This window comes from Candidatus Amarolinea dominans (assembly GCA_016719785.1).
Classification (GTDB): Bacteria; Chloroflexota; Anaerolineae; order SSC4; family Amarolineaceae; genus Amarolinea; species Amarolinea dominans.
The window spans coordinates 285,823-300,479 of record JADJYJ010000008.1 but is presented as its reverse complement, the minus strand read 5'-3'; the positions used below and the strand labels follow the sequence as shown (position 1 = coordinate 300,479).

Below are 14,657 nucleotides of genomic sequence, written 5' to 3'. Positions count from 1 at the left end.
TCACCCGGCATCGGAATTCCTGGACGATTTGAGGCCGTGACTGAGTAACTATAGGTGAAACCCATGCAACCTGGTGACCCGCAGGGCAGTGTGCCCCTAACTTTGAACCCATGCTCAAAGGTGGAGAGGGTATTGAGAGGGCAGTGACATGGAAACCCGCTTCTTCGAGCAACCGATTCTGAACTCACCGTATGCCTATCCCGCGCGCCACTGGGAGCTTGACAGCCAAGGTCAGCCGACGCAGCGGATCATCGAGAATCGTCGCCGGGCCGAGTTCATCACCCCGGTGCCCAAGCCGAGAAAACGCAAGGGATCGGGCCAGCAGCAGCAGTTCATCTTCGACGAGGGCGCCGGTCTCTCGACTCAACAGCAGCAGTACGATCCCACACCGATCATCAATGCCCTGCGGCAGCGCGTGGACCAGTGGCGCGCGATTCCGAATGCGGCCCATTGGGGCGTGACCCCGGAAACAGCGCGGCTGCTCGAACACTGGCGCCACCATCCTTTCAACAACGCCCGGCCGTTTTTCTGCCAAATCGAGGCGGTCGAGACCGCCATCTGGCTGACCGAAGTGGCGCCTAACGACAGAACCGGCAAGGTTTTTCTGGAGCACCTCGCCAACGCCAACCACGACGCCAACCCGGAGTTGCTACGCCTGGCGCTCAAACTGGCTACGGGCGCGGGCAAGACGACCGTCATGGCGATGATCATCGCCTGGCAGACGGTCAACGCCGTGCGCCGACCCAATAGCAAGAAGTTCACACGTGGTTTCTTGATCGTGACCCCCGGCCTGACGATCCGCGACCGGCTGCGCGTCCTGCTGCCCAACGATCCGGACAGCTACTACCAGGACCGCGAACTCGTGCCCAACGACATGCTCGGCGACATTGATCGCGCCAAGATCGTCATCACCAACTACCATGCCTTCCTGCGGCGTGAACGTCTGGAGCTTTCGAGGGGCGGCCGCGCCCTGCTGCAGGGCCGCGGCGCCGCGCTCGATACGCTGGAAACCGAGGGCCAGATGATCCAGCGCGTGATGCCCGATCTGATGGGGATGAAGAACATCCTGGCGCTGAATGACGAGGGGCATCACTGCTACCGCGAGAAGCCAACTCACGAGGACGAGGGGGACCTGGCGGGCGACGACCGCGACGAAGCGCAGAAAAACAACGAGGCCGCCCGCGTCTGGATCTCAGGCCTCGAAGCTGTGAATCGTCAACTTGGCCTCGCCCGGGTCATGGATCTGTCGGCGACTCCCTTCTTCTTGCGCGGCTCAGGTTACGCCGAGGGCACGCTCTTCCCCTGGACCATGAGCGACTTTTCGCTGATGGACGCCATCGAATGTGGGATCGTCAAGCTGCCGCGCGTGCCTGTGGCCGACAACATCCCCGGTGAGGAGATGCCCCGCTTCCGCAACCTCTGGGAGCACATTCGCACCCGCATGCCCAAGAAGGGCCGCGGCAAGGCCAAGACGCTCGATCCGCTCAGCCTGCCGGTGGAGCTGCAGACCGCGCTCGAAGCGCTCTACGGCCATTATCAGAAGACCTTCGACCTCTGGCAGGAGAACGGCATCCGCGTGCCGCCCTGTTTCATCGTCGTCTGCAACAACACTTCCACCTCCAAGCTGGTTTACGACTACATCTCAGGCTTCCAGCGCGTGAACGAGGACGGTTCCACCACGTTGGAGAACGGCCGCCTGGCGCTGTTTCGCAACTTCGATGAGCATGGCAACCCACTCGCCCGCCCCAACACACTGTTGATTGACAGCGAACAACTCGAATCCGGCGAGGCGCTGGATGACAACTTCCGTGCAATGGCCGCCGACGAGATCGAGCGTTTCCGGCGGGAGATCATCGAGCGCACCGGCGACATCCGCCAGGCAGAAAATCTCACGGATCAGGCCCTGCTGCGCGAGGTGATGAACACCGTGGGCAAGCCGGGGCGGCTCGGCGAGGCGATCCGCTGTGTGGTCTCAGTGTCCATGCTGACTGAAGGGTGGGATGCCAACACGGTGACGCACGTGCTGGGCGTGCGCGCGTTCGGCACCCAGCTCTTGTGCGAGCAGGTGATCGGCCGGGCGCTGCGTCGCCAATCCTATGACCTCAACGAAGACGGACTGTTCGACGCCGAATACGCCGACGTGTTGGGCATCCCGTTCGACTTCACGGCCAAGCCGGTCGTGGCGCCGCCGCAGCCGCCGCGCGAAACGATTCACGTGCAGGCCGTGCGCCCGGATCGCGACGCCCTGGAAATCTGCTTCCCGCGCGTCGTCGGTTACCGCGTCGAGCTGCCCGAAGAGCGGCTGACCGCCCAATTCAACGCCGACTCGGTCCTGGAGCTGACGCCGGATCTCGTCGGCCCCTCGATCACCCGCAACGCCGGCATCATCGGGCAGGAGGTTGACCTGAGCCTGGAGCACCTGAAGGACATGCGGCCCTCGACCCTGCTCTTTCATGTCACCAAGCGCCTGCTCTACACCAAATGGCGCGATACGGGCGAGGAGCCAAAACTGCATCTGTTCGGCCAACTCAAGCGCATCACCAGGGAGTGGCTCGACACCTGCCTGGTCTGCAAAGGCGGCACGTATCCGGCCCAACTGATGTACCAGGAGCTGGCCGACATGGCCTGCGAGCGCATCACGGCCGCCATCACACGCGCGTTCCAGGGCGAGCGGCCCATCAAGGCGGTGCTCGATTCGTACAATCCCACCGGCTCCACCCTCCACGTCAACTTCAACACGTCGAAGATGAACCGCTGGCAGACCGACCCCCGGCGCTGCCACGTCAACTGGGTGATTCTCGACAGCGATTGGGAGGCCGAGTTCTGCCGCGTGGCCGAATCGCACCCACGCGTGCGGGCCTACGTCAAGAACCACAACCTGGGCCTGGAAGTGCCCTACCGCTACGGCTCGGAGACGCGGCGCTACATCCCGGACTTCATCGTATTGGTGGATGACGGCCGCGGCGACGACGACCTGCTGCACCTGATCGTGGAAATCAAAGGCTACCGCCGCGAGGACGCCAAAGAGAAGAAGTCCACCATGGAGACCTACTGGGCGCCCGGCGTGAATCACCTGGGCGTCTATGGCCGTTGGGCCTTCGCCGAGTTTACCGAGGTCTATCAGATCCAGGCCGACTTCGCGGCCAAGATCGAAAACGAGTTCAACAAGATGCTCGTACCCTTCGCAGTCCCGTAGGGACGCCTGAATGTAGATGGATAGCATTCATGTACCACCCCCGTCCCGTAGGGACGCCTGAATGTAGATGGATAGCATCATGTACCACCCCCGTCCCGTAGGGACGCCTGAATGTAGATGGATAGCATTCATGTACCACCCCCGTCCCGTAGGGACGCCTGAATGTAGATGGATAGCATTCATGTACCACCCCCGTCCCGTAGGGACGCCTGAATTTATGGAGAACCAACAATGGCCAACACCTACACATCGCTCTATTATCACATCGTGTTCAGCACCAAGAATCGCGTGCCCTACATCAGGGCAGAGATCGAGCAACGGGTATGGGAATACATGGGCGGCGTGGCGCGCCATCACAACCTGACCGCTCTGCAGATCGGCGGGATTGACGACCACATCCACGCCCTGACCATGGCGCCGCCGACGCTTGCGCCGAGCCAGATCGCGCAATACCTGAAGGGTGACTCGTCCAAGTGGATTCACGAGACCTTCCCAGAGTTACGCGCCTTTGCCTGGCAAGAAGGCTACGGCGCCTTCACGGTCAGCAAGTCCGGGTTGCCGGCGGTGGTGCGTTACATCCAAAATCAACGCGCCCACCACCAAAAGCAAGGTTTTCAAGCGGAGTATCTGGATTTCTTGCAAAGGCACGAGGTTGAATACGATGAACGCTATTTGTGGGGATAATAAATTCAACCGTCCCTACGGGACGATCGCGTATCGCACGACACGAATACCCGGCCATGAATGACCGGCCATGAATGACCGGGCTAAGGTCAGGTGTCCCTACGGGACAAGACGCGCGACCATATCCCGTCCCGTAGGGACGTATGAATTTAGATGACACACCCGCCCGACACCCGTCCCGTAGGGACGTATGAATTTGGACGATGACACACCGGCCCGACATCCGCCCCGTAAGGACGCATGAATTTGGACGACGACGCCCGCCCGGCACGTCCCGTAAGGACACATGAATTTGGACGACGACGCCCGCCCGGCACGTCCCGTAGGGACACATGAATTTGGACGACGACACACCCGCCCGACACCCGTCCCGTAGGGACGTATGAATTTGGACGACGACACACCGGCCCGACATCCGCCCCGTAAGGACGCATGAATTTGGACGACGACGCCCGCCCGGCACGTCCCGTAAGGACACATGAATTTGGACGACGACGCCCGCCCGGCACGTCCCGTAGGGACACATGAATTTGGACGACGACACACCCGCCCGACACCCGTCCCGTAGGGACGCATGAATTTACGGAGATCACAGGATGGCCCAAATCACCACCGCCAAATCCGTCGAAACCCTCAAGCACGACGAGGCCACGCGCCGCAACATCCCCACGGCCGAATACCAATCGGTGCTGAAGCAGGAGGAGCAGTCTCCCCTGCACGTCGCGTACGAGCGCCGCAACCGCGACCTGGACCCGCAGCTCGTCTGGCGCGGCAAGGACATGCGGGATTGGAGCGATCTGGTCGTGCTCGCGCCGCCTCTCTACATCCAGGAGAAGGTACACCCCAAGGTGCTGGTGGATGACCTGCTGCGGCAGACCGCGCGCAGCCGGACGCAGCCGCCCGCAGCGCAGCTCGACCTCTTCGCCGATTTCAACGGCCTGCCCAGCGAAGAGGCCAAGACCGAGTTCTACCGGCACGACCAGAACTGGTCGAACCGCATGATCCTGGGCGATTCCCTGCAGGTGATGGCCAGCCTGGCCGAGCGCGAGGGGCTGCGCGGCAAGGTGCAATGCATCTACCTCGACCCGCCCTACGGCATCAAGTTCAACAGCAACTTCCAATGGAGCACGACCAGCCGCGACGTCAAGGACGGCAACCCGGAGCACATCACCCGCGAGCCGGAGCAGGTCAAAGCCTTCCGCGACACCTGGCGCGACGGCATCCACAGCTACCTCACCTACCTGCGCGACCGGTTCACCGTGGCGCGGGATCTACTCACCGATTCCGGCTCCATCTTCGTGCAGATCGGCGACGAAAATGTCCACCGCATCCGGGCGCTGATGGATGAAGTATTCGGAGAGGATAATCTGATTGCGGTAATCGCTTTCAAGAAGTCGGGTGCGTTTGACACCAATTACTTGCAGTCGAATTATGACCATATCGTGTGGTTTGCGAAGTCCCAAGCGAGTCTCAAATTCCGCTCAGTTCCGGATGTTAAGGAGTTTGGAGAGAAGGATTTGCTTTTCTTCGATACACTTGAGGTAGCACCTTTTGACAGACACCCGATTGCCGGTCTTGGCGTATCTGACCCCACGCAGATTCCGAACCTCGGCGAACCAATCTCAAGAAACCCATTAAACTCGGACGGGTGGGTTGACTCTCTCGGCTACGACTTCGAATACCAGGGGCAAAGCTACTCAGTGCCGAAGAACCGACACTGGACTACAACCTTTACTAACATGACGCGTCTTGGTAAAGCGAACCGATTAATCACCAAGGGAAACACGCTTCGATTCGCTCGTTACTGGAAAGACTATGCGACGCAGAAGAGGAACAATGTTTGGCTTGACACGGCTGGCGGAGGTTTTGTAGGTGATGTTCGCATCTATGTCGTTCAGACAGATGCCAAGGTCATCCAGCGCTGCATCCTCATGGCCACCGACCCCGGCGACCTCGTGCTCGACCCGACGTGCGGCTCCGGCACCACCGCCTACGTCGCCGAGCACTGGGGCCGGCGCTGGATCACGATTGATACCTCGCGCGTCGCGCTGGCGCTGGCGCGCGCCCGCATCATGGGTGCGCGCTATGCCTACTACCTGTTGGCCGATTCGCGCGACGGCCAGCTCAAGGAAGCCGAAGTCACCCGCACTGCACCCTCCACGCAGCCGGTGCATGGCAACCTCCGTCACGGGTTCGTCTACGAGCGCGTGCCGCACATCACCCTCAAGTCCATCGCCAACAACGCCGAGATTGACGTGATCTGGGAGAAGTGGCAGGAGACCCTGGAGTCGCTGCGCGAGAAACTCAACGCCAGTCTGGGCAAGGCCTGGCAGGAGTGGGAGGTTCCCCGCGCGGCCGAAGACCCCTGGCCCGCGGCGACCGCGCAGCTTTTCGACAGACTCAAGGCCGAGCAGGCCCGCGGCGACGAAGGCAACGCCCGCAAGATGGCGGAGTGGCTGCAAGCGATCAACCACAGCCTGGGCCGCAGCTACACCCTGGCCGACCTGCCGGAGCGCGCCGCCGACCCGTGGCCCGCGCCGGACCAACAGATTCACGCCGATTGGTGGCAGGCGCGCAGCGCGCGCCAGCGGGAGATTGACGCCTCCATCGCGGCCAAAGCCGAGTTCGAATTCCTCTACGACAAGCCCTACGAGGACAAGAAGCGGGTGCGCGTGGCCGGGCCGTTCACGGTCGAGAGCCTCTCGCCGCACCGCGTGCTGGGCGTGGACGAGGACGACGAGCTGATTGATACGCTCAAGGAGGGCGGCGCGGCCGAAGGCCAGGACTTCGCCTCGATGATCCTGGAGAATCTCAAGATCGCCGGTGTGCAGCAGGCGCACAAGGACGACCGGATCGTCTTTACCAGCCTCACCGCGTGGCCGGGATATTACCTGTGCGCCGAGGGCCGCTACCTGGAGGGTGAGACGGAGAAGCGCGCGGGCATTTTCATCGGCCCGGAATTCGGCACCGTGAACAAGCCCGACCTGGTGGCCGCGGCCAAGGAGTGCGGTGAGGCGGGATTCGACGTGCTCATCGCCTGCGCGTTCAACTACGAGGCGCACACCACGGAGTTCAGCAAGCTCGGCCGCATCCCCGTGCTCAAGGCGCGCATGAACGCCGACCTGCACATGGCCGGTGAGCTCAAGAACACCGGCAAGGGCAATCTCTTCGTCATCTTCGGCGAGCCGGATATCACGTTGCTGCCCGCTGAAAGCGGCCAGGTGCGTGTCAAGATCAACGGCGTGGACGTCTTCCATCCCAACACCGGCGAGGTGCGCAGCGACGGCCCCGAAGGCATCGCCTGCTGGTTCATTGACACCGACTACAACGAAGAAAGCTTCTTCGTGCGCCACGTCTACTTCCTGGGCGCCAACGATCCCTACAGCGCGCTCAAGACCACCCTGAAGGCCGAGATCAACGAAGAGGCCTGGGCCACCCTCAACAGCGACACCTCCCGGCCCTTCGCCAAACCAACCTCGGGCCGCATCGCAGTGAAGGTCATCAATCACCTGGGCGATGAGGTGATGAAGGTGTTCAAGGTGAGCTGATGTACAATGCCAACTCTTTGGCGGTATCGAAAATCATGGCGCCGCAGATCGGAAATGAAAGGACGCACAGATGATCACCAGGTTGACGCTTCACAATTTCAAGAGCATCGGTACACAGACTTACGAGTTCACTCAGTTCGATCTTCTGGTTGGGCGCAATAATAGCGGAAAGAGCACCGTGCTCCAAGCACTGGCCATCTGGCAGTTCTGCGTGGACGAATTTCATCGCTCAAAGCGCACCGGCTCCAAGGGGATTCAGGTCGTGTTGCCTAACTTCACCGCGCTACCGGTGCCGGAGTTCAACCTGTTGTGGAAGGATAGAACGGATCGTCACTGGCCCTTAGTCAACGGCGCCAAGAAACAGGAATACATCTTGATCGGGATTCGTGTCGAATGGCGACGAGCGACAGGCGAGACCGATTCGTTTGGTGTGCAATTACGCTATCACTCGCCACAGGCGATCTACGCGATTCCTGGCGATGGTTGGGCGAAATTCCGTACGCTTGAGCAGCAGGGCGATCTGCCAACAATCGTCTATGTGCCGCCATTTTCTGGCCTGGAGACTGCGGAGAAGCGGGTGGACATTGCTCCTTTTCGCCAACAGGTAGGCAAAGGCCAACCCGGCAGTGTGCTGCGCAATTTGCTCCTGCGGGTGTGCCCCTCGCCTCCCCGTGAGGAGGACGGGCGGGCTGCCAAAGGCTATACACCGCCTGCGGACTGGCAAGAGGTGGCTGACGTTATCAAGCGTTGGTTCTCTGTCACGATTCATGAGCCACAATACGACTTAGTCAAGGATGTCAACATCACCGTCCAGTACCAACAAAACGGCAAGGACTACGACATCATCGCCCAGGGCAGCGGCTTCCATCAGACCTTGACATTGTTGGCGTTTCTGTACGGCTACCATCCGACAACTATCCTGCTCGACGAACCGGATGCTCACCTGCACGTCAATCTACAACGCGAGATTCTGGATTACTTCAAGCGGAAATCTCTTGAGCGCAACATTCAGTTCTTGATCGCCACACACGCAGAGGAGTTCGTACGTGGTGTAGACCCCAGCCAGATCGTTTCCCTGCTAAATCAAGTGCCCACCCGTCCTCAATCCGCGCCGAATGTGCTGCGGGCAATGGCGGAAGTGTCCAATGAAGAGATCATGCGCCTGATGACATCGCCTTACATTCTCTATGTTGAAGGAGAAAGCGATGAGCGCATTCTGCGCGCGTGGGCATCGCAATGTGGCGCGCAGGATGCTGTGGGAAAAGTCTGTTTCAAAGCGATGAGTGGTGGCAGCAAGAAGGACATGAAAGTCAAGGCGGACGAGCATTTCGCCGCACTGCAGCAGATCATTCCAGGGGTTGCAAGGCTGATGCTCTTCGACTATGACAGCAGCGAGAATGCTTTCCACCCTGATCCGAACAACCCCGCGTTGGCTGAGTGGAAGCGCAAGAACATCGAGAACTACCTGTTGGTTTCGGATGCCTGGAAGCGTGCCGCACTGAAGCAACTGAATATCGGTGAGGGCGAGCTCTTTGCGCTGCCGGTGCTGGGCATCATTGATGAATTCTTTACCGGGCAGAACCTGACCTTGCCACCAGGTAGGAACTGGCGCAGTATCACTGCAAACGTGTTTAGCGTGGTAGATGGTAAGCGCATTTTGTTCGAGAACGACGATTCGCTGTTTCACCAGTTAAGAAATGCTAAGCAGGCCGCGCAGCTGCTTCGCGAACAAGTGGCCGCAATTATGACCATCGCCGAAATCCACGAGGATGTGCATAGGTTCTTCAGCAAACTAGTTGCACTGACCAAACCTGTGGGGTGAGCGCCTGAAACTGGGTGGGATGGCACTACCCCCTATGTGGCCTGCACACGGGCGCGCGATCACCTGTTGGTGACGAGCGTCTACCCGGCATCGGAATTTCTGGACGATTTGAGAGTATAGCCGGATGGTAGTGGCTGCCGGCTACGGGCCTGGCTAATGTCCGCTGTTAGGAAATGGGCTGAAACCCAGATCCTCTCCAAGCCGGTCGTCAAGAAGGTGCTGCCGCCGTCGTCATAGGACGATAGCCTGCCCGCTCTCATTTTCATCAAACACGACGAGGGAGGTTCTCATGTCAACGTGGCGGATTGAAATTCATCGGTCGGTGGTGTGCTCCCTTGCGCTACTCCTCCTTGTGCTCCTGATTCCGCCCTTGTCCATCCAGGCCGCCGCGCAGACGCCCGTTGATGGCTGGACCGTGCTGGAAGTGATGCCGCCCGGCCCGCCGACTCAACCCAATCTCCTGCTGAATTCTGGCCTGGAGAGCGGCAGCGCCACCAGCGCGGATCATTGGGCGCCGTATGGGCAGGGCTACGCCGTGGATGCCGTCGTTGCGCACAGCGGCAGTCGCTCCATCCGCCTGACCAACGCCAGCGCCGGCGATGAACGCGGCGCGTCGCAGGTCGTGCAGCTCAACCAGGCCGTCGCGCAGCCGCTCTACTTTGGCGGCTGGAGTCGCGCCGCCAACCTCACCGGCCAGTCCGGCTACGCCTACTCCATCTACCTCGACATCCTCTACACCGACAACACCTGGCTCTGGGGCCAGGTCGTCACCTTTGCCACCGGCACGCACGACTGGGAATACCAGGAAAGCTACGTCCTGCCGGCCAAGCCGATCAAAACCGTCTATTTCTACCTCCTGCTGCGCTGGGAATACACCGGCTCGGTTTGGTTCGACGACCTGACCCTGCAAACGCTGCCCGGCGAACTGGCCGTCTTCGATGACGTGCTCGTCGCCGCGCCGCCCACACCGCCCGACCTCAGCGGCCAGCCGCTCCTGAACCTGAGCACCGGCGATGGCCTCGACCTGTCGCTCACCCAGGCCGGCGGCGCGGTCGCGGCCCTCACCCTCGATGGCGCGCCGCTGGTCCCGACCGGCCGCGCCTACACCGGCGGCTTCTTCGTGCGCGATGTTGCCAACGGTTCTGACTTTGTCCACTTCGGCGGCGCGGTCAGCCAGGCGGGCGGCGCCTTACAGCAGACGGCCAGCCTGCCTGCCCTGGGCCTGACCCTGACCGCCACGCTGACTGTGCAAAACGGCCACCTGGACATCAGCGGCGACCTGGGCGATACCAGCGGCCTGGATCGCGCCGTCACCCTCTACTTTGCCCTGCCCTTCGACGCCAGCGGCTGGACGTGGGGCGATTCCCTGCGCAGCGGCCGGCCCATTGCCGGCGCGGCCGAATTCCGCAACACCACGTCCGACGGCTGGAGCGACGGCCCCGTCAGCCGCACCCCCTGGTCGGCCGTCACCGCGCCCGGTTCATCCGCGGCCGGCCTGAGCCTGGCCTTTCCTCTCGACGCGCCGCGCCAGGTGCGCCTGGTGCAAAACCCGGTCACACGCCAGTTCTACCTCGCCTTCGATCTGGGATTATCGTCAGCCGCCAGCCTCAATCCGAGCCGCGCCTCTTTCCGCTTCTTGATCTACCGCCACAGCGTGAGCGCCGGCGTCAACGGCATGCGCGCGGCCGCGCAGCGTTACTACAACGCCCTGCCTGCCCTGTTCACGCGGCGCACGCCGCCGGGCGGCGAGGGCATCTGGGTCGCCTTTTCCGATCTCGACGCCATCCCCAACCTGCAAGATTTCCACATCGTCTATCACGAGGGCGACCTCACGCAGGTGCCGTTCGATGACGGCGCGGGCGTCAGCACCCTGCGCTACGTCTCGGAGCCGTGGTCATACTGGATGGCGATCAGCGATCCGAACGTCAACAACACCGATTACAACCAGGTGTTGGCCTATCTGCAGAATCAGTATGTCAATGGCAGTGGTTGGGAACAGCAAATGGCCGAGGCGACCCTCAGCGCGGGCAGTTTCGACGAGGCCGGCCGCTATCGCTACGAGGCCACGGCCGCGCCCTGGTGCAACAACGGCGGCAACTGCGCGGTCTTCACCGTCAACCCCGACCCGGAGGTCAGCGTGGCGCCGTACACGCGCAACAAAGCGCAGATGGACTGGAATTCTTCGGTGTGGGGCGCGTACAGCACCGTGCCCGGGCTGGACGGCGAGTACATTGACAGCTTCCTATCGCAGGCGCCCGTCTACAACTTCCGCCGGGAACATTTCGCCGCGGCCGCCGAGCCGCTGACGTTCGACCCGGCCAGTCATGCCCTGGCGATTCCGGAGGTGTTTTCGGTCTACGAGTTTGCGCGCTGGCTCAGCCAGGATGTGCATGCCCGCGGCAAGCTGATGATGGCGAACGCGATGTTCCTGGGGCTGCCGTGGGGCGGCGATCTCTTCGACTTCAACGGTTCAGAGGTCAACTGGTACGAGAGCGGGCAGTTCACCCCGCCCAGCGATGACCGGCTGCTCTACCTGCGCACCCTGTCCTACCAGAAGCCGTATGGCACGCTGATGAACATGAACTTCAATCAACTGACCTACAACCGCGTGGAGACCTACTTCCAGATCAGCCTCTTCTACGGCATCTTCCCCAGCATGTTCAGCGCCGACGCGTCCGGCAACCGCTACTGGGATCAGCCCGCGCTCTACAACCGCGACCGGTCGCTGTTCATCAAGTACATTCCGCTCATCCAGGCCATCAGCCAGGCCGGCTGGCAGCCGCTGACCAGTGCGCAGAGCAGCAGCGCCAGCGTCTACCTGGAGCGCTACGACAGCGGTGTTGGCCTCTACCTGGCCGGCCGCAACATGACTGCCGGCACCGTGGCTCCCACGCTGACCATCTTCAGCGCCGGCGCAGGGCTGCCCGCCAACGGCGCGTTCAGCGTGCGGGAGCTGATCGCCGGCACGCGGCAGCGCGTGGACGCCAGCGGCGGTCAACTCACCTGGACGCCCACCCTGCCGGCCGCCGGCGTCGCCCTCTTTCGCCTCTGTCCGCTCGGCGATGTGGACGACACCTGCGCCGTAGATGTAGTGGATGTGCAGGCCGTCGCCAGCTTCTTCGGTCAGACCGTCCCGCCCGCGCCCCTCGCCTACGATTTCGATCAGGATGGCACCGTTGACCTGGACGATGTGATGTTAGCGGCCGGGCAGTGGGGCTGGTGAAAATATTCTCTCACGAATCGTAACTGCTCACCCTGCAGGCCGATTTGGACAGGATGAACAGGATGTACAGGATTCTTGCTCTGTGGTGTGCAAAACTATCGGCACGAGAGTTCGAATATCCTGTCAATCCTGTGAATCCTGTCTGAATTCCAGGCAGACCCAGCAGTTACCACGAATCGCTAAATTGGGGCGGTCGCTTCTCCACGAACGCGCTGAAGCCCTCCCGCGCGTCGCTGCTGCCCAACAGCGCCACCATCTCGTCCACTTCCAGCTTGAGACCGTCGGCCAGCGGCATTTTCAGCCCTTCGCAGATGGCCTTGACGCTGGCCCGGATCGCCAGGCCGCCTTTGGATGCAATTTTGACCGCCAGCGCCAGCGCCTCGTCCAGCACCTTGCCCGGTTCCACCACCTTGTTGACCAAGCCCAGCCGCTGCGCCTCGGCCGCGTCCAGCAGATCGCCCGTCAGGATGATCTCCATCGCCCTGGCTACGCCGATCTGCCGCGTCAGGCGCTGCGTGCCGCCCCAGCCGGGGATGATACCCAGGTTGATCTCCGGCTGGCCCAGCCGCGCCGCGCTGCTGACGATGCGCATGTGACAGGAGAGGAAAAGCTCCATCCCGCCGCCCAGACACACGCCGTTGACGGCCGCGATGACCGGCTTGCGGCTGGCTTCGATCATGGCAAAGGTCGCCTGCCCGAATTCGATCATCGCCCGGCCCTGCCCCTGCGCGCCGGCCGCGGCCAGCTACTTGATGTCCGCGCCGGCCACGAAAAAGCGCGTCCCCGCGCCGGTGATGATGATGACCTTTACCGCCGCATCCTCATGCACCTCCCAAAACGCCGCGTTCAAATCGCTCATCGTCTGCCCATTGAACGCATTCGCCGGCGGATGGTCAATCGTCAAAATCGCAATTCGCTCATGGATGTCTGTTTTTACAAATTGTCGCTCTGTCATGCACATTCCCCTTCTTTACAAACGCTGCTGAATGCTCAGAGATCAGAGATCACCACTTGCCACTCCTCACTTCGCGCCTTCGTGCCTTCGTGCCTTCGTGCCTTCGTGCCTTCGTGCCTTCGTGCCTTCGTGCCTTCGTGCCTTCGTGCCTTCGTGCCTTCGTGCTTCGCGCCCTTCGTAACCTTCGCGCCTTCGTGCCTTCGTGCCTTCGTGCTTCGCGCCCTTCGTAACCTTCGCGCCTTCGCGCTCCAAACGCCCTCACTCCCCCTACCTCCACGCCGGCCAGCGATCATCCCCCGGTCGTTTGACCACCACGCGCGGGGCGCGATCGCCGTCCACCTCCAGCGCGTAGAGATCATAATCGCCCAGGCTGTCGGGCTGCGCGGTGTACACCAGCCAGGCCCCGTCGGGCGACCAAGCCGGCAGTTCATCCGGGAAGCTGTTGCGCGTCAACCGGTACTGCTCGCGCCCGTTCGCGGCCATCACGTACAGCTCGAACTCCCCATCGTCCCGATCCGACATGAACGCGATGCGCCCACCGTCAGGACTCCACGCCGGCTCGATATTGCGCGCCCGGATCGTGGTCAGCGGTCGGGCTTCACCGCCCTCCGCGTCAACGACAAAGATGTTGGCGTACGGTTCGCCGCTGGCGAAGCGATGAAATACAATCTGTCTGCCATCCGGCGACCAGTCGGGGCCGCCTTCGTCCTGGGCCGCCGCGGCGTTGCCGGTCAACAGGCCGCGCAATCCACTCCCATCGCGGTTGATGACAAAGATCGTGCGGCTGCCCGTGCGGTCCGACACGAAGGCCAGGCGGGCGCCGTCGGGACTCCAGGTTGGTTCGCTGTCTGACTGATCGAGGCTGGCGCCTGAATCAATGGCCTGCGGCTCGGCAAGAGCGTCTGTGACCTCCAGCAGATAAAGCGCCGCGCCGCTCTGGCGAAAACCCTGCACCGCCAGCCGCCTGTGCTCAGGCGACCAGGCTGGCGCGCCTTCCAGCAGGTCGGTCGTGGCCGTGAGTTGACGCGGCGCGGCGCCGGCATCCTCCAGCAGCCAGATGTCATAGTTTTGACCGGTGCTCGCCATCCAGGCGATGGCGCCCAACCCGTCGGGTAGTGCCTTGGCGCAAGCCGTGAGGAAGAGGGCGGAAGAAGCGACCAGCAGAAGAACGAGCAGACGCGAGAGGCGCCGCGTCCACAACCGGCCCAAACGTGCAGGGTCCATGAAAG

General features: G+C 62.0%; 6 protein-coding genes and 1 pseudogene. 5 read left to right on the top strand and 2 right to left on the bottom strand.

Annotated features, from left to right (window positions below; translation table 11 throughout):
- Nucleotides 1-148 precede the first annotated feature (148 nt).
- The 5 genes from IPM84_12445 to IPM84_12425 all read left to right on the top strand — a co-directional run bounded on the left by IPM84_12445 (nt 149) and on the right by IPM84_12425 (nt 12,473).
- Complete coding sequence (locus IPM84_12445) at nt 149-3,196, top strand: DEAD/DEAH box helicase family protein (GenBank protein MBK9093556.1); 3,048 nt, start codon at nt 149-151, stop codon at nt 3,194-3,196.
- 231 nt (nt 3,197-3,427) lie between these two features.
- Nucleotides 3,428-3,880, top strand: a complete 453-nt coding sequence (gene tnpA / locus IPM84_12440; GenBank protein ID MBK9093555.1) for an IS200/IS605 family transposase — start codon at nt 3,428-3,430, stop codon at nt 3,878-3,880.
- A 596-nt stretch (nt 3,881-4,476) separates the two neighbouring features.
- Complete coding sequence (locus IPM84_12435) at nt 4,477-7,428, top strand: site-specific DNA-methyltransferase (protein MBK9093554.1); 2,952 nt, start codon at nt 4,477-4,479, stop codon at nt 7,426-7,428.
- Between the two features lie 70 nt (nt 7,429-7,498).
- A complete protein-coding gene (locus IPM84_12430) occupies nt 7,499-9,250 on the top strand; it encodes an AAA family ATPase (protein ID MBK9093553.1) in 1,752 nt (583 codons plus the stop codon).
- Nucleotides 9,251-9,539: 289 nt separating this feature from the next.
- A complete protein-coding gene (locus IPM84_12425) occupies nt 9,540-12,473 on the top strand; it encodes a hypothetical protein (protein MBK9093552.1) in 2,934 nt (977 codons plus the stop codon).
- Between the two features lie 166 nt (nt 12,474-12,639).
- On the opposite strand, the pseudogene IPM84_12420 reads toward IPM84_12425, so the two are convergent.
- Nucleotides 12,640-13,434: pseudogene (locus tag IPM84_12420) on the bottom strand (enoyl-CoA hydratase/isomerase family protein).
- Nucleotides 13,435-13,695: 261 nt separating this feature from the next.
- A complete protein-coding gene (locus IPM84_12415) occupies nt 13,696-14,652 on the bottom strand; it encodes a PD40 domain-containing protein (GenBank protein MBK9093551.1) in 957 nt (318 codons plus the stop codon).
- Nucleotides 14,653-14,657 lie beyond the last annotated feature (5 nt).